This window comes from Aureimonas sp. Leaf427, from assembly GCF_001425485.1.
In the GTDB taxonomy this organism is placed as follows: Bacteria; Pseudomonadota; Alphaproteobacteria; order Rhizobiales; family Rhizobiaceae; genus Plantimonas.
In genome coordinates this window covers 295,951-310,818 of record NZ_LMQW01000034.1, presented here as the reverse complement: position 1 = coordinate 310,818, position 14,868 = coordinate 295,951, and the positions used below count along the sequence as shown (strand labels likewise).

Genomic DNA, 14,868 nt, shown 5'->3' with positions numbered 1-14,868 from the left:
GATGCCCTCGTCGGCGCCGGGGCCCCAACTGAAAGGACATTCGACCATGAAGTACCGTAAACTCGGAAACTCCGGCCTGTCCGTTGCGAACCTGACCCTCGGAACGATGGGCTTCGGCAAGGAGACCCCGGAGGCCGAAGCCTTCGCGATCATCGACGCCTTCCTCGAGGCTGGCGGCAACATGCTGGACACGGCCGACGTCTACGGCGGTGGCGCATCGGAGGAGCTGCTCGGGCGCTGGCGTGCCAGTCGTTCGGGTGCCGCCGTCGACAAGGTTGTCATCGCGACCAAGGCCCGGTTCGGTACCGGACCCGACGCCAACGATGTCGGCACGTCCCGCCGGCATCTCCATCGCGCCCTCGACATCTCGCTCCGCCGGCTCGGCGTCGAGGCGATCGATCTCTACCAGATGCATGGATGGGATCCGCAGACGCCAGTTGAGGAGACCCTGACCTTCCTCGATGCCGCCGTGCGGGCGGGCAAGATCCACTATGTCGGCCTGTCGAACGTCACGGGCTGGCAGCTTCAGCTTTTGCTCTCGACCGCACGTGCAATGGGCCTTCAGGTGCCGATCACGCTCCAGCAGCAGTACAGCCTAGCCTACCGCGAGATCGAGTACGAGGTCGTGCCCGCCGCCGTTCACAACGGCATCGGCCTCCTGCCATGGTCGCCGCTCGCCGCGGGGTTTCTGAGCGGAAAGTTTGAGCGTGGGGCGGGACCGGGCTCCGACGCCCGGCTCGGGTCCGACAACCCGATGAACCAGCATATCGAGAAGGACCTGTTCGGCTCGGAGCGGAACTGGAACACGATCGAGGCGGTCCAGGCGATCGCCGGCGAGATCGGTGCGACCCCGGCTCAGGTCTCGTTGAGCTGGGTCGCGAACCGCCCGGCCGTGACGTCCACCATCATCGGCGCGCGAACGATGGCGCAACTGACCGACAACATCGCCGCGGCGGATCTCTACCTCGAGGCCGCGGCAACCGCCACGCTGGATGCCGTCAGCGCCCCGACGCCTGACGACTACCCGTACGGACCCTTCGGCGTCCTTCAGCGCGTCCGCTACATCGACTCCAGCGCGCAGGCACTGCGTGAGCTCCCCGCCTGACCACGGCCCTGTCGCCCAGCGACAGCCATTCGACCCGATCTGTCGCGGACGGGTCGGGCCGAGGCAACGGCCATCGGCCGTCCCCATCATCCCCTACCAGCGGACGCAGTCCGAGGAGTGACCATGAGCAAGGTTTGGTTCGTGACCGGCGCCAACAGTGGCATCGGAGCCGGCATCGTGACGGCCGCCTTGCAGGCGGGCGAGCGGGTCGTGGCGACCGGAAGGAGCCTGGAGAAGCTGCGGGCCGCGTTTCCCCATGGCGAGAGCGACGCCCTCGCGCTCATTGAATTCGACGTCACCGACGAGGCGAAGGCCGCCGCCGCCGTCGCGACGGCAGTGGAGCGCTTCGGGCGGATCGACGTCGTTGTGAACAATGCCGGCTATTGCGTCCTCGGCAACTTCGAGGATCTCAGCACGGGCGACATCCAGGCCCAGCTCGCCACGAACTTCTTCGGCGTCGTTCACGTCTTGCATGCGGCGCTGCCGTTCCTGCGCCAGCAGCGCTCTGGCCATGTCATCAACATCAGCTCGGTGGCCGGCGCCATCGGTATGAACCATTGCTCGGCCTACAGCGCCAGCAAGTTCGCGGTGGAAGGCCTGTCGCAGGCCGTCGGGGCCGAGGTCGAGCGTTTTGGCATCAAGCTGACCGTCGTCGAGCCCGGCTTCTTCCGCACCAGCTTCCTCAACCAGCAGAACGCCGCCGTGGTCGAGACGACGATCGAGGATTACGTCGCACAGGGGTCCGCTCGCGACGCCTACGCCGCCTACGACGGCACCCAGCTCGGCGATCCCCTGAAGCTCGGCGAGGCGCTTCTCGCGATCGTCGCCATGGAGTCGCCACCCAAGCTGTTCGCGGCCGGAAGCGATGCCGTCGAGATGCTGCGCCCAGTCGCGGAAGCGCGGTCGAAGGCGATCGACGCCAGCATCGCGCTGTCGCGCTCGACAGACGGGGTTCGCTAAAGCCTGCTCCCACACCCCTGATCGCGTGCTCCCCTTCCGAGCCCCGCCGGGTCTCACCCCCGTGACACGGTCCGACAGGACGACGCCAATGGACACCTCGAACATGACACAGAGCAAACTCTTCCAGCCGTTCGATCTCGGCCAGGGCCTCGTCCTGCGCAACCGAGTCGTGATGGCGCCCATGACTACGTGGTCCGCCAACGACGACGGCACGGTATCGGACGCCGAAGTCGCCTACTACCGCAAGCGCGTCGACGGCGTCGGCCTGGTGATCACGGGCTGCACACACGTCCAGGCGAACGGAGTCGGCTTCACGGGCGAGTTCGCCGCCGATGACGACAGCTTCATCCCGAGCCTGACGAGACTGGCCGTCGCCGCCAAGAGCGGCGGCGCGCCGGCCATCCTCCAGATCTTCCACGCGGGTTCGAAGACGCTTGCGGCCCTGACGTCCGACATGGTGTCCGCCAGCACGGTGCCGAGCGACCCCGGCCCCTTCAACGAGCCGCTCGCGCCGCGGGCGATGACCGAGGCCGAGATCGTGGAGACGATCGATGCCTTCGGGCAAGCGACCCGCCGGGCGATCCTTGCCGGGTTCGACGGCGTCGAGTTGCACGGCGCCCATGGCTTCCTGATCCAGCAGTTCCTGTCGCCGCACTCCAATCGACGCGACGACCGCTGGGGCGGGTTGCTTGCCAACCGCATGGGCTTCCCGCTCGACGTCGTCGAAGCAGTGCGTGCGGCGATCGAGACCTTGGCCGACCGTCCCTTCCTGCTCGGGTACCGGATCTCCCCGGAGGAGCAGAACGAAGGCGGTCTGCGCATGAAGGACTCGTTCGAGCTGATCGACCGCCTGATCGATGCAGGGGTGGACTACCTGCACGCCTCGTTGTGGAGCGCTCTCGACATCAGGCCGATCGGTCAGTCTGACGGGCCGACGGTGCTCGAGCTCTTGGTCCACTTTCTCCAAGACCGCATCCCGATGATCGCGGCTGGATCGATCCGGACACCGATGCAGGCTGAGCAAGCGATCCACAGCGGCCTCCCTCTCGTCGCGGTCGGTCAGGGTCTCGTCCTGAATCCTGCCTGGGTCGAGCTGGCCGCACGTGGACGTTCGGAGGCGTTCGCACAGTCCATCGCGGCCACCGATGTCGAGCGTCTCGCGATCCCGGCCAAGCTATGGACGGTGATCGAGGAGACCCCTGGGTGGTTCGAGGTCCGCAAGGCGGCCTGAAGTCGGATCATCCCCGCATCCTAGAAGCCGAGGACTCACGATATGACATTCGTCCACCGCTTGGTGTCGACCACGGCCGTGATCGCGACACTCACCGTGCCGGGCGTCGCCTTCGCCCAGGCGAACCGAGCGACTTTCCCGGCCAGCTTCGACCGGATGGTGATGTACGGCGACTACCGACGGGGCTCAGGCGGCGAACTAGCTTACGCCCTACCGGAGACGATCGCGATCGCCAAGGCTGGACAGCCGCTGCCGCCCGGCACGAGCCTCGTGCTCGAGATCTACAACGGTGGCGCGTTGACCAGCTACTTCGTGATGGAAAAGGGCGAGGGCTGGGGCCTCGACTTCCCCGAGGAGACCCGGACGGGCGACTGGCACTTCCAGCAGTTCGGGCCGGACAAGACGGTCCAGCGGACCGCGATCGCGGAGCAGTGCCAGTCCTGCCACTCATCGAAGGCGTCCAACGACTACATGTTCACGACCGAGCGCATGCTGTCCTACGTCCCGTGACGCCGATCTTCGTCCTGCGACTGGTGCTGGACCTCGTGGCGGTCACCCTGCTGGTGGCAGCCATGGCCTACTCGTGGCTCGGGAACGTCGCCCACGAGGTCGCCGGGACCGCGATGTTCGCACTCTTGGTGCTCCACAACGTCTTCAAATGGCGCTGGTACGGCACGCTTGCCAAACGGCGCCCCGGGGCGCGGGGGATCGTCACTCGGACGATCAACCTCTCGCTCCTGGCGACGATGATGGGCCTGCTCGTGACCAGCGTCGTCATCAGCCAGAGCGTGTTCGCGTTCCTGCCGATCGCCACGACGTTCACCGCGCGCCAGCTCCACACGATGGCGGCGTACCTCGTGCTCCTCGTCGCCGCGGTTCACCTCGGCCTTCATTGGTCGATGGTCATGACGGCCGCACGCCGGCTTGCCGGCATCACCACCGACAACCGGGTGCGATCGGTTGGCTTGGCCGGGGTCGCGATTGTGATCGCCGCCTGTGGGGTGTGGAGCCTGCCTGCGATGGATATTCCCTCCAAGCTCCTGATGGAGACCCCGACGGGGTTCGGCGACTTCGGGACCCCGTCGTCGATCGTCCTGTTGCGTCACGTCGCCGTTGTCGGTCTTCTGGCCTGCATTGCCCATTACGCCTGGAAGATCGCCACAAGGCGACGCCGAGGTTCGGACCGATGACATGAGCCATGCCCAAGAAGCCCTCTCGATCCTGTCCGGCTGCGCGGAGGGCCCCGTGGTCGCCCTGTCCGAGGCTTTGAGCTTCTGGGGCGGCGTGGATCCTTCGACGGGACGCATCATCGACGTGCGCCATCCGCAGCACGGCGCCGAACTTGCCGGCGCCGTCGTGGTGGTCCCGACGAGCCGTGGATCCTGTTCGGGTTCGGGTGTCGTCCTCGAGCTGGCGCTCGCGGGTCGAGCCCCGGCAGCCCTCATCTTCTCGGAGCCCGAGGACGTCGCGACGCTGGGCGCCCTCGTGGCGGTGGAGATGTTCGGCCACACGCTTCCCGTCCTGCGTCTGCCCCAAGCCGCCTTCGAGACCCTCGCGTCGAGCGCCTTCGCGCGGATCACGCCGCAGGCGATCCTTGCGGGCGGAACCGAGATCCCGGTCGTTTCCGCCCCTCTCACGTCGCTCGCCCTTTCCGGGGACGACCGAGCCATGCTGGCGGGGGAGAAGGGCAAGGCTGCCGCCCAAGCCATGCGCATCCTCGTCGCCATGGGGCGCCAGCAGGGCGCGGCGGAACTCACCGACGTGACCCGCGCCCATATCGACGGCTGCATCTATGCCGGCCCGGCCAACCTCGTCTTCGCCGAGACCATGGAGGCCATGGGCGCACGCGTCGGCGTGCCGACGACGATGAACGCCATTTCCGTCGACCGCGGGCATTGGGAACGGCAGGGCGTGCCACCGGCTTTTGGCGCCCCGGCAGCGGCGCTTGCAGACTCCTACGTCCGGATGGGGTGCCAGCCGACCTTCACCTGCGCACCCTACCTCCTCGACGATGCCCCGACCGAAGGGGAAGCCATCGGCTGGTCGGAATCCAACGCCGTCATCTTCGCGAACAGCGTCCTCGGCGCGCGCACCGCCAAGCACCCAGATTTCCTCGACCTCTGCATCGCCATCACCGGACGCGCACCCCTTGCGGGCGCGTTCCTGGACGCGGAACGTCGTGCCCGTCTGGTGATCGACGTCCACTGGCCGGACGGTGCGGACGCGGCGGTGTGGCCGCTGATCGGCTATCTGGCCGGCCATGCCGCCCGTGACCGGGTGCCGCTCCTGCGCGACCTTTCCGCGGGCAACCCGAGCCGAGACGATCTAAAGGCGCTCTGCGCGGCTTTCGGTACGACGTCGGCGGCGCCGATGCTGCACGTCGAGGGCGTGACGCCCGAAGCGGCGGGCGCGGCCCTGCCCGACGCGGCCCACGCCGTCATCACGCTCGTCGATCTCGCCGCCGGATGGCGGCGGCTGAACGAAGGACCGGAAGAGGTGGACCTCGTCGCGATCGGCAGTCCCCACGCCTCGCTGGACGAGTGTAGAGCACTCGCGGACGCGCTCGGAGGCCGAAGCCGGGATCCGCGCGTCGCCGCGATCGTCACGGCGGGTCGTCAGGTCCTTGCCGCCGCCGAAGCCGACGGCACGCGTTCGCGGCTCGCGGTCTCCGGCGTCGAGATGATCGCGGATCTCTGCTGGTGCTCGATCTCGCGTCCGGTGTTTCCCACTGACGCGAAAACGGTGATCACCAATTCGGGCAAGTACGCCCATTACGGACCCGGTCTGTCGGGCTGCGCGGTTCGGCTGGGCACCCTTTCGGACTGCGCCGAAGCGCTCGTTACGGGGCGAGCCCCTGCCCATCTACCAACGTGGCTCTCCTGACCAAGGTCGCGACAGGGATGCCTCGCCGGCTTGGCCTATGGAACGGACCCCGCCCCGTCTGCCGAGTTCGTGAGGGTCGACCGGGCACGTCGAGGAGGCCAAGATGGACAGTCTGAGGGACATGCCGAGATGGCTGGCGCTCGATGCGCCGCACGAAAGCGTCGCGGCGCTGTTCGCTGCCTTCTGTCACGAGATGGTCCGCGAGGGCGCTCCCATCCACCGGGTCTCCCTCGGCCTAGAGGGTCTGCATCCCGAGGTAAGCGGGTGGCAGCATGTCTGGACCCGCGAAGCGATCTCGTCACGTGAGACGGACCGGGCAACGGCGCCGACCTCTCAGTCCTACCTTCATAGCCCGACGCGCATCGTCGACGAGACCGAACGCCCGTTCCGCCGGCGGCTCGACAAGCCCAGCCCCCATCTGCCGCTGCTCGACGAACTGCGGCTTGGCGGAATGACTGACTACGTCATGTTCCCGCTGCCGTTCCTCGATCGAACCCGGACGGCCGTGATCTCCTTCGCCACCAGCGAGCCGAACGGTTTCGACGATGCGGTTCTGGCGGAGCTCGAGTTCGCGTCCCGTCTGCTCAGCCCCTACCTGGAACGGCGCGTCCTGCGGCGCATCTCAATGGATCTTCTCGACACCTATGTCGGACCCCATACGGGACGTCGGATCCTTGAGGGTCGCGTGGAACGCGGCGCCGTCGAGCAGATCGAGGCGGCCATCTGGTTCGCCGATCTTCGTGGGTTCACGGCCCTCTCGGAGACGCGCCCCACCAGCGAGGTTCTCGCCACCTTGAACGAGTGGTTCGATATCGTCGGCGAAGTCATCGATGCCCATGGGGGCGAGATCCTGAAGTTCATGGGTGATGCGGTGCTCGCGATCTTCCCGACCTCCATCGATCAGGATCGCCGGACGGCATGCCGACGAGCCATGGCAGCGGCCGTGGACTTCAGCCGGAGAACCGACGCTGCCAACGTGCGACGTCGTTCCCACGGTGAACCGTCCGTCGCGCATGCCTTGGTGCTGGATGTCGGCGAGGTCGCCTACGGCAATGTCGGCGCGGCCCACCGCATGGACTTCACTGTCATCGGCCCGGCGGTGAACCGCGCAAGCCGCCTCTTGCACCTGGCGAAGCGCCTGGAGCGTTCCGTGCTCGTCTCGGATGCCGTCACCACCGAACTTGAGACACCGTTGATCGACCTTGGCTTCCATGAGCTTCGAGACGTTGTCCTTCCTCAACGGGTGTTCGAACCCAGAAGCTGAATGTCCGCTTCACGCCTCTACGCATCCACAAGCGGACCTTCCGTAATCCACCCATTCGCGCCAGAACGACACGTCGCTTCCGAGTGCTTGCCTGCGCCTCCGGAGAAGTTTTCCAGCACCACCATGAAGGCATGGCGGTCGCTATGGCCTTCGTTCAGACGGACGCGGTTTTCGATGTCCGCGAGGTGGAGGTCCATTAGTTTCTGCGCCAAACGGGCGGCCTTAGACTTCAAAGCTGCGACGATCATGCGGTGGTCGGCGCCGCACGGCGGTGACGAGGCCGTCGACAACCATAACCATCAAGAATGGCCATACGGATGGCCGATTTTCATTGCCGGCTCGCATTACCGCTAGCGTGTGAAGCATCCGCCCTTCGGTGCAAGACGAGCATACATGATGCCCACGCTATCCGATCAAAAGCTTCCAAGGTTCGATCTGAAGGCCGGCTGCAATGCGCTCGAGATTGTCGATCGAAAGATTGCGCTCGCCTCGCTCAACGCCGCCGACGTACGTTCGGTCCATATCGATCTCCAGCGCGAGCGCCTGTTGACTGAGTCCCTTCTCGGTTCTCAGCTTCCGAATATTCGTGGCGATAATGCGCCGAAGGATGCCTGGATGATTCCGCTTCACTTCTCCCAATCAGCGGATAGATGCATTTAAGGCGACGGTTTTTAAGTATCATTAAGATGATGCCTTTAAGCATCACAGCGACCTCGCGAGGCCGTCGCACATGAATATTCTTATCAATTCCACTCAACTCGGCGCCCGATCATTACAGTGCCAACATAGGATCAGGTAGTTACGGCGCGAGGGAATAAAGAAAAATAAAGTTATTATGTCAGGCCGGTAGCCGATTTGCGGACTCACCGAAGCAATTATCCTGTAACTAAACAGGAAAAAGTGACCTTGATTAGGAGAAACGCATGTCTAACATTGAACCGCACGTGAACTATCTGAGCATGCTTTCCGGAGCCCGTGTGGCGAAGGACTTCAAGCAGCGGCTCGCCATGGCGGGCTTGGCAATCGGCGCGACGGCACTGCCTGTCGTCACCGCACCTGTCCTCGTTGATTTCAGGACCTTATGGCTCCAGGACTTCGCGCCGTTCGCGAGCGTCACCCTTCTTTTCGCGCTGGCATGCGTTGCCGCTGCGGCGATGCCGGCTTTCCCCGCGGTCGCGAGGTTCACGAGGCAGGTCGATATCGCGATCGGCGCGGTCGCGGCCATCCTCGCCTACTTCACCTACGCCGGCATCGCCGAGATCCTCGCGGAGATGCGAGCGTTCGGCACGGTCAGGAACGGCGACTACCTCCTCCTCAACAACGTCATGTGGTCGTGGGGTCTCGTGTTCGGCATCATTGCGCTCGTCCTCGCGGTGAGCAGGTCCGTCAAGGCGCTCTCGCGTCCCCTGCACGTCTGATCGACCAATGAGAATCGGTCGTCCAGTTATACTCTCTTCGCTTCTAGTGGCCCTCGTTACGACGAGCGCAGGAGTGTCCGTCGCCGCCGAGCCTGGATCAGGCCTCGCGGTCTGCGCGCAGTGCGCCAGCACGACGAAGGTCTTGCTCACCGGCGCGGGGACAGAGGCGGCAAAGGCGGTTGCCGAATTCACGAAGGGCGATGTCGACCGCTGGTGTAATGGCTATGTCGTAGACGAGGCCAAGAACGCGCAGTGCAAGTCGGACGGCGAAATTCCAGGTGGCAAGCTCGGCGAGCGGCTGACCTCGAGTGCGGATTGCTTGGCTGGTAAGATCGTCGACATAGACGGTAAGATTTTCACCACCGACGGCATTTGGTTGGCTGGCGAGCATGGCATCGGCGTCGCCGAGCCGGGTGAAATCCGGTTCCGAGATTCGAATGGCGAGATTGAGGGTTCCTCACGCGCCGGCCGTGGCAAGGGTCTCATCATCAACTACGCGAGGCTCTGCCCCGCAGGCGTGGCAGCCGTCGCCAAAACGTCGTCCAAATCGATGGCATCTTCCAACGAGGCCGCCGTCGATCCGGCGACAGCCGTTTCCCTCTCTTCGCTGTCCGGAAATGCATACGATCACAACGGGTCGCAGATGCGGATCGACCGGGATCGCGGCGTGATCGCCTACGATGACCCAAAGTCATCGATCTCAGGGACGGTGAGGTCCGGCCAGGTTCTGTTCCGCGGAAAGCTGCCATGGCGATCAATGAAAGCCTCGGGCACTGCGTTCACGTTCAAAAAGGGATGCGCGCCGGCGCCCTACAAGGTGACCGGATACTGGACGGAGAACCAGGACCTCGTCCTGACCGGGGCGGCTCCCAAGCGTGCGAAAGAGGGTTGTGAGGTCGTTGGCTACTCGAAGTCCGGAGGCAACTCGAAGCTCACGTTCAAGTCGCTGATGAGCGATTGAGCCGGCTCTGATGCCTCGGCCGCCTCGGGTGGAGGTCGATGACGCCTTTGCGACGCTCGATCGCGAACCGTCGGCGATTGAGATCGTCGCGGGAGACGGAGCGCCAAGAGGCTGACCGTTACTCTCGCCGACAACAGGTGACCGGCGGGCAGAGAGTAACGCCGGAGCGGCACCTGATCACGATGCGAAGACGCCGGCCTGGAGTGTTCCAGACCGGCACTCGGAACGAAATGATTTTAAACGGGGTCGATCGTGATGCGGGGGCGTGTGGTCGGTTCCATAGGGGACCGAAGAAAAATAAGCGCGGCATCAACACCGCCTGTCGAGCCGCCGGTGCGTCCGCCCACGCTGCTCAAGAAGGCGACTGACAATATGGGCACGGTCACGGCCGCCCTTCTCGCGACGAGCGGCGTCCTCGGCGCCCTCTACGGGTTCGCCGAACCTCTCGTCGACTATTTCAAATCCGCCGATCAGGTGAAGTTGGCCCGGTACGGTTGCCGGCAACTCGGCCTGACGGTCTACGAAGCGAAGGCGGCGATCTGCCCTCCCCGCGTCCATCGTCTCGTCTCAATGGGCGCGCGGGCGATCATCGCCGGTGAGTTCAGGTACCCGATCGTCGACGGCGTGGTGAAGACCTGCCTATCCAAGGGTATGTGGAACTAAGACTCGGTACCGATCGACAGCGAAACCGATTTGGAATGCCGCCGACAAGGCACGGTTCGGCTACCGGGCTACCCTCCACAGCGAAGATCGAAAGTTCTCGACGCTAGTTGCACTGAGATTGGAGTCTTGACGAAGAGGAGCGGTTCATCGTCAGGCGACTGGGCAGGAACCGCTGCCAGTTCCGGACGTATCGGATTCGGACGGAATACCTTGTACCGCGTTTCCCCGGCGCCCTCCTTCAGGAGGAATTCGGTGATGACCCCGTTGTCATCTCGAACCAGGCTTATGGTGCTCGAATCTACAGGCTGGTCCACCTGAGCGTAGATATTGCAGTCTTCGGCGACGGCAGGTAGCGCCGACGAAATCAGGAGCACGAAGGCTAGGAACGGTTTCATGAATGGCTTTCGAATCGGGATGATCCTTGGAATAGGACACCAGAAAGGTTCCTTATTAGTCGACGAGCAGATCTACGTTTACGTACAGCTCGTTGGCTTCAGCATTCATCCGGCTTGATCTCAATCGAAACCTCCTCTGTGATCTTCGTAGTCACCGTTGCAATAAGATGACGATCCTGAGCTTCCTTGATCAAGTGTCCCAGAGCGCCGACCTCTACGGTTCGCTCCGGTTTATGGGTCGGTTCCGGCTTCTTCTCCGTGCGCTTCATGACTGTGCTGTGCTCCGTCATGCTATGCAGTCTCGTCCAGAAATATCGCTGGTATGGTTCGTAATTTTCGAAACCCACGGGATCCAGACGATGGCTCCACAATCGTCCGGTGATCGTTGCGATCCAATCGGCAGCCTGGATATTCTGGTTGAGATGCCTCTCGACCTCGAATGGAGGGCTGATCATCCGTCTTGCGGGATTGCTGCCGAACATCGTCTTCGCCGCCGTGACGAGTAATTCCTTTCGTACCGAATTCTCGTCGAGCACGATTACGAAATTCTCTCCAGCACGCTCGCAATAATCATCGATCCTACGGATCGCGTGAGAGAAAACGGTCGTATAGAGACCGTTGGCGTTCAAATCCTCGTTGGCTCGGATTTTCTCGCGACCGTAATAGAAGATATGCCCCTCGCGGCGTCTGATTTCGCTCATCATACGAAACATCGAGTCGCGAATTTTCGGGTATTTCTCGATCGATTTAGCGGTGAAGAGGTTCGTTCCCTTCTGCGGCTACTGCACGTCCGGATCCCGCTTGCCGGCAACTCCCGAACTCGTGTCCGCCTTGCGAGGCGACCCGGCTGAAAAGGAAGCGACATGACGAACGACGAGCGCCGAGACCTGCTTGCCCGAGCGGCCGAGACCGCCTTCGGCGCTCGTTGGCAGAGCGACCTTGCCCGACACCTGGGCGTCTCGATCAGGACGGCCCAGAGATGGGCGTCAGGGTCCAGCGAGGTGCCCGTCGGGGCCCTTCGCGACCTCGCGATCATCCTGAGGAAATCGGCCTCGGACGCCACCGCGAGCGCCGACGAGATCGAACGTCAACTTAAGGCTATCGATGAGTGACCGCCAGGACGTCCCACCCACCGCCTTCTTCGTCGACGTCGAGAGCGGCGATCTCGGGGGCAAACTCGGACGGGAGATCGGTCGGCACCTCGCCGCCGCCGATGGCCTCCACGACGTCTACTGGAGCCCCACGAGCCAGTCCTACTCGCTCCGCTTCGCCCCTGACGGGCCGCTGGTCCGGTACGAGGGTTGCTGCCATTTTGGGATTTGGATCGACGACGACACCGAGATCCAGGTCGAGTGCGAGAACATCTGGCGCGGCGGGCGGGTCGACCTGTGGGGTCACACCCTCTGGGTCGCCTCGCACCCCGTCGAAGCGGCTCGCCATGCCCTTGACGTCTACGAGCGAGACCTCGCGCTAGCGCCCGCCGAAACGCCGTTCGTCTTCGATCAGATGACGCGGAAGATCAACGTCGGACGGCGTCCATAGGAACGCTCTCACGAGAGCTTTCCATTTCATCCCGCTTTCTTGAGCCGGCCCGAGACCGGTGCGCGAACACCATTCTCGGGCCTCGCACCACCCATGGAGTGACCCATGACCGATGCTACCCCGCCCCTACCACGCAAACCGGCGCCTGCGAACGGCGACGTCGATCCAGTCCAACACGCGCTCGAAATGCACGGCGGCGACGACCGGGCGACGATCGCCGCGCTTCTGACAGCGTATTTCGACGCGACGGACGAAGTCGAGCGGCTCCGGAGGGCTCTCGCGGTTCAGAACGCGAGCACCAGCTACGGCTACGACCGTGGCCACCTCGGTGCCCTCACCCCCTGATTGTTCTCGCGACGTACTCAAGAAGGCCCGGCCGTAACCCTCTTCGGCCGGGCCTTCTTTCCGTCCCGCTTCCGGCCCGGCGTCTGCTTCGCATTCCTCTTCGCCATTGCCTCGCTGAGACCTTTTCGCACCGCATCGGCGTCGAACGAGGAACGCATCCTCTCGACCGCTTCGTCCAGCTTCGCCCCCCAGAACGCCAGCATGTCCGACTTCTCCGCTAGGTACTGTGCCCTGTCGTAGTGCAGGTCGGTCACCGTCTGCCGCCCTTCCAGGTGATCGAGAACCAACTCCGGCTGCCTCGTCTCCGCCTTCGACCGACCATTGATCGCGGTCGTGAACGCTCGCCTGAGATCGTGAGGTGTCGCCCGAGATCCGGGTAGATCGACCAGACGAGCGGTGAGCGTGAATTCGCTGACGTGCGAGACCGTGTCGCCGATCCGTCGCGGCCGCACCTGTGGAAACAGGTACGCCGCCCCCTCCTCTCGGGTGGCATCAATGCGCGCATCGGCGATCTCGACGGTCCGCCCGACGAGGGGGATCACATGCTCCCGGCCGCCCTTCATCGCATCGCCAGGAATGATCCAGCACCGCTCCCCTTCGACTATGCCGATGTCACCGACCCGAGCTTGAACGACGGTCAAGCGCCGCTGGGCCGTGTAGACGAGTAGCTCGATCGCAGCCGCCACCGCCGGATGCAGGATGCCAGCACGGCAGGCGAGGACAATGTTCGCGCATTCGTCGATCGCCGGCAGCCGCGTCTGACGCTCGCTCCCGTTCGTCCGTCGCGGTATCGGCATGCCTTTCATCGGGTTCGCTCGGACGCCGGACTTCTTCGGCTCCTCGACCGCAAGGTAGGTCCACATCGGGCTGACGACGGAAAGGATGCGCTGCGCCGATCTCTCCCTACCCGACTGGTGGACCTCACGGATGACATCACCGACATGCTCGGGCGTGATCTCCGTGACGAGACGGCCGGCCATGGCGGCGGTCAGGTCTTTGCCATGCAGAAACTGAAGATAGTCGACGACCGTCTTCGGCTGCCGCGTCTTCCGCAGGTGCCCTTCGAACGCTTCGACCGCTTCTTCCCAGGTCCAAGTCGCTCCAGCGCCCCGACGGATCGCGGTGGGTTTCATCGCGGTCTCACGGATCTTGCGCTCGACGAGCTGGCCATCGATCCAGGCATCGTCGATCTCGTGCCCGAGGGCCAGCCGGTCCTTCGCCGCTTGAGCCATCTCCCTCGCGTCGCGGATGGAGACCAGCCGGGCCGGGCCGAGAACCGCCCTCTTCTGAACGCCCCGAACCTTCGTCCTCACCGTCCACGTCGCCGATCCAGGCGTCACGCGTAGGATCAGACCCGGCATGCGTTTGTCGGAGACGTCGTACCGCTCATCCGTCGACCGGATCGCCCGATCGACTAGCGCCTGCGTGAGATCCGGCGTCGCCTTCCTGTCGCTCCGAACTCCCATCCCCGATCCTTCCGTGGGCACCCTGTGGGCACCTCTGCGAATCCGAACCGTTACCGATTGGAGAGGTGCCCACGATCTTGAGACCGTATTAACCCTTGTATCGCAGGGATCTGAAACGGAAAGTTGGTCTATGGTAAACGAGCCAATCCGAAGCGCGGATCGATTGCCTCTTGATTTGTAATCAGGGGGTCGCGGGTTCGAGCCCTGCAGCCGGCACCGAAAATCACAATCAATTTGGTATATTCGGGATCGATCCCCGGATCGGCTCCGTGCCATGTCGCATCCGCGGAACCATCGCGGGACCATTTGAAGCGGTATTCTGCAAGGTGAAGCGACTCGCCTTCCCTGCCGGGTTCGTTAAGACTTCGCGGCCGCTCTCCATGGAGCGAAGCCAGTACTGGAACCCTCCTAAGGCCATCATGCCGAAGAGCCACCCATCAGGTTCGATCGATCTTTCTGCAGGCCACGCATCAGAACGCGTTGATTGCTCGCCAATGCGAAGGTTCGGAATTGGAGGAGCGCGTGGCCGATCGGCTTGTGAGAGAACACGGACACGTCGGCCACGCCCTTCCCGACGATGGTCGAGCGAACGTCTTTCAACACCGCGGCATAAAGACTCGCTTGGCAACGGGATC

16 protein-coding genes and 1 pseudogene are annotated in these 14,868 nt (G+C 63.9%); 13 read left to right on the top strand and 4 right to left on the bottom strand.

Features of this window, described 5'->3' with window-relative positions; all coding sequences use genetic code 11:
• Positions 1–46: 46 nt before the first annotated feature.
• From ASG62_RS17605 to ASG62_RS17575, 7 genes are all read left to right on the top strand, one after another.
• Complete coding sequence (locus ASG62_RS17605) at positions 47–1,105, top strand: aldo/keto reductase (RefSeq protein ID WP_056693917.1); 1,059 nt, start codon at positions 47–49, stop codon at positions 1,103–1,105.
• 123 nt (positions 1,106–1,228) lie between these two features.
• A complete protein-coding gene (locus tag ASG62_RS17600) occupies positions 1,229–2,065 on the top strand; it encodes an SDR family NAD(P)-dependent oxidoreductase (RefSeq protein WP_056693914.1) in 837 nt (278 codons plus the stop codon).
• 88 nt (positions 2,066–2,153) lie between these two features.
• Positions 2,154–3,296: an NADH-dependent flavin oxidoreductase gene (locus ASG62_RS17595; protein WP_244487546.1), complete on the top strand. Its 1,143-nt coding sequence runs from the start codon at positions 2,154–2,156 to the stop codon at positions 3,294–3,296.
• Between the two features lie 42 nt (positions 3,297–3,338).
• On the top strand, positions 3,339–3,806 hold the full coding sequence (locus ASG62_RS17590) for a cytochrome P460 family protein (RefSeq protein WP_056693911.1): 468 nt from the start codon (positions 3,339–3,341) through the stop codon (positions 3,804–3,806).
• Positions 3,803–4,486: a DUF4405 domain-containing protein gene (locus tag ASG62_RS17585; RefSeq protein ID WP_056693910.1), complete on the top strand. Its 684-nt coding sequence runs from the start codon at positions 3,803–3,805 to the stop codon at positions 4,484–4,486. The genes ASG62_RS17590 and ASG62_RS17585 overlap by 4 nt, the downstream gene beginning before the upstream one ends.
• 1 nt (position 4,487) lies before the next feature.
• Positions 4,488–6,179, top strand: a complete 1,692-nt coding sequence (locus ASG62_RS17580) for an aconitase X (RefSeq protein ID WP_056693907.1) — start codon at positions 4,488–4,490, stop codon at positions 6,177–6,179.
• Positions 6,180–6,282: 103 nt separating this feature from the next.
• Positions 6,283–7,443 (top strand): adenylate/guanylate cyclase domain-containing protein, encoded by a 1,161-nt coding sequence (locus ASG62_RS17575; RefSeq protein WP_056693904.1) that lies wholly within the window; start codon positions 6,283–6,285, stop codon positions 7,441–7,443.
• 101 nt (positions 7,444–7,544) lie between these two features.
• On the opposite strand, the pseudogene ASG62_RS25840 reads toward ASG62_RS17575, so the two are convergent.
• Together ASG62_RS25840 and ASG62_RS27655 are read right to left on the bottom strand one after the other, a co-directional pair.
• A pseudogene (locus tag ASG62_RS25840) lies at positions 7,545–7,709 on the bottom strand (GntR family transcriptional regulator); the annotation flags it as partial.
• Between the two features lie 139 nt (positions 7,710–7,848).
• Entirely contained in the window at positions 7,849–7,965 is a 117-nt protein-coding gene (locus tag ASG62_RS27655; protein ID WP_244487549.1) for a helix-turn-helix domain-containing protein, read from the bottom strand.
• A gap of 455 nt (positions 7,966–8,420) precedes the next feature.
• Here ASG62_RS27655 and ASG62_RS17560 point away from each other — a divergent pair, with 455 nt between their 5' ends.
• The 3 genes from ASG62_RS17560 (at position 8,421) to ASG62_RS17550 (ending at position 10,485) form a co-directional block, all read left to right on the top strand.
• Positions 8,421–8,861, top strand: a complete 441-nt coding sequence (locus ASG62_RS17560; protein WP_156382220.1) for a hypothetical protein — start codon at positions 8,421–8,423, stop codon at positions 8,859–8,861.
• Between the two features lie 73 nt (positions 8,862–8,934).
• Complete coding sequence (locus tag ASG62_RS17555; RefSeq protein WP_056693893.1) at positions 8,935–9,822, top strand: hypothetical protein; 888 nt, start codon at positions 8,935–8,937, stop codon at positions 9,820–9,822.
• 372 nt (positions 9,823–10,194) lie between these two features.
• The gene (locus ASG62_RS17550; RefSeq protein WP_056693890.1) at positions 10,195–10,485 is read left to right on the top strand and encodes a hypothetical protein; all 291 of its coding nucleotides are present in this window, start codon (positions 10,195–10,197) and stop codon (positions 10,483–10,485) included.
• A gap of 493 nt (positions 10,486–10,978) precedes the next feature.
• Here the strand turns inward: ASG62_RS17550 and ASG62_RS17540 are convergent, their stop codons facing one another.
• Positions 10,979–11,605 (bottom strand): DUF3800 domain-containing protein, encoded by a 627-nt coding sequence (locus ASG62_RS17540; protein ID WP_274532631.1) that lies wholly within the window; start codon positions 11,603–11,605, stop codon positions 10,979–10,981.
• A 138-nt stretch (positions 11,606–11,743) separates the two neighbouring features.
• Here ASG62_RS17540 and ASG62_RS27275 point away from each other — a divergent pair, with 138 nt between their 5' ends.
• The 3 genes from ASG62_RS27275 to ASG62_RS26665 all read left to right on the top strand — a co-directional run bounded on the left by ASG62_RS27275 (position 11,744) and on the right by ASG62_RS26665 (position 12,767).
• Positions 11,744–11,992 (top strand): helix-turn-helix transcriptional regulator, encoded by a 249-nt coding sequence (locus tag ASG62_RS27275; protein WP_056693883.1) that lies wholly within the window; start codon positions 11,744–11,746, stop codon positions 11,990–11,992.
• Positions 11,985–12,422, top strand: a complete 438-nt coding sequence (locus tag ASG62_RS17530) for a hypothetical protein (protein ID WP_056693880.1) — start codon at positions 11,985–11,987, stop codon at positions 12,420–12,422. Before ASG62_RS27275 ends, ASG62_RS17530 begins: the two co-directional genes overlap by 8 nt.
• A 105-nt stretch (positions 12,423–12,527) precedes the next feature.
• Positions 12,528–12,767 (top strand): hypothetical protein, encoded by a 240-nt coding sequence (locus tag ASG62_RS26665; RefSeq protein ID WP_156382219.1) that lies wholly within the window; start codon positions 12,528–12,530, stop codon positions 12,765–12,767.
• 17 nt (positions 12,768–12,784) lie between these two features.
• Here ASG62_RS26665 and ASG62_RS17525 read toward each other — a convergent pair whose 3' ends face one another.
• Positions 12,785–14,233, bottom strand: a complete 1,449-nt coding sequence (locus tag ASG62_RS17525) for a tyrosine-type recombinase/integrase (RefSeq protein ID WP_056693877.1) — start codon at positions 14,231–14,233, stop codon at positions 12,785–12,787.
• Between the last annotated feature and the right edge of the window lie 635 nt (positions 14,234–14,868).

Excerpts from the sequence above, each read along its gene's own strand:
- ASG62_RS17605 (WP_056693917.1), top strand. The coding sequence starts at position 47 with ATGAAGTACCGTAAACTCGGAAACTCCGGCCTGTCCGTTGCGAACCTG.
- ASG62_RS17600 (WP_056693914.1), top strand. The coding sequence starts at position 1,229 with ATGAGCAAGGTTTGGTTCGTGACCGGCGCCAACAGTGGCATCGGAGCC.
- ASG62_RS17595 (WP_244487546.1), top strand. The coding sequence starts at position 2,154 with ATGGACACCTCGAACATGACACAGAGCAAACTCTTCCAGCCGTTCGAT.
- ASG62_RS17590 (WP_056693911.1), top strand. The coding sequence starts at position 3,339 with ATGACATTCGTCCACCGCTTGGTGTCGACCACGGCCGTGATCGCGACA.
- ASG62_RS17580 (WP_056693907.1), top strand. The coding sequence starts at position 4,488 with ATGAGCCATGCCCAAGAAGCCCTCTCGATCCTGTCCGGCTGCGCGGAG.
- ASG62_RS17575 (WP_056693904.1), top strand. The coding sequence starts at position 6,283 with ATGGACAGTCTGAGGGACATGCCGAGATGGCTGGCGCTCGATGCGCCG.
- ASG62_RS27655 (WP_244487549.1), bottom strand. The coding sequence starts at position 7,965 with ATGGACCGAACGTACGTCGGCGGCGTTGAGCGAGGCGAGCGCAATCTT.
- ASG62_RS17550 (WP_056693890.1), top strand. The coding sequence starts at position 10,195 with ATGGGCACGGTCACGGCCGCCCTTCTCGCGACGAGCGGCGTCCTCGGC.
- ASG62_RS27275 (WP_056693883.1), top strand. The coding sequence starts at position 11,744 with ATGACGAACGACGAGCGCCGAGACCTGCTTGCCCGAGCGGCCGAGACC.
- ASG62_RS17530 (WP_056693880.1), top strand. The coding sequence starts at position 11,985 with ATGAGTGACCGCCAGGACGTCCCACCCACCGCCTTCTTCGTCGACGTC.
- ASG62_RS26665 (WP_156382219.1), top strand. The coding sequence starts at position 12,528 with ATGACCGATGCTACCCCGCCCCTACCACGCAAACCGGCGCCTGCGAAC.
- ASG62_RS17525 (WP_056693877.1), bottom strand. The coding sequence starts at position 14,233 with ATGGGAGTTCGGAGCGACAGGAAGGCGACGCCGGATCTCACGCAGGCG.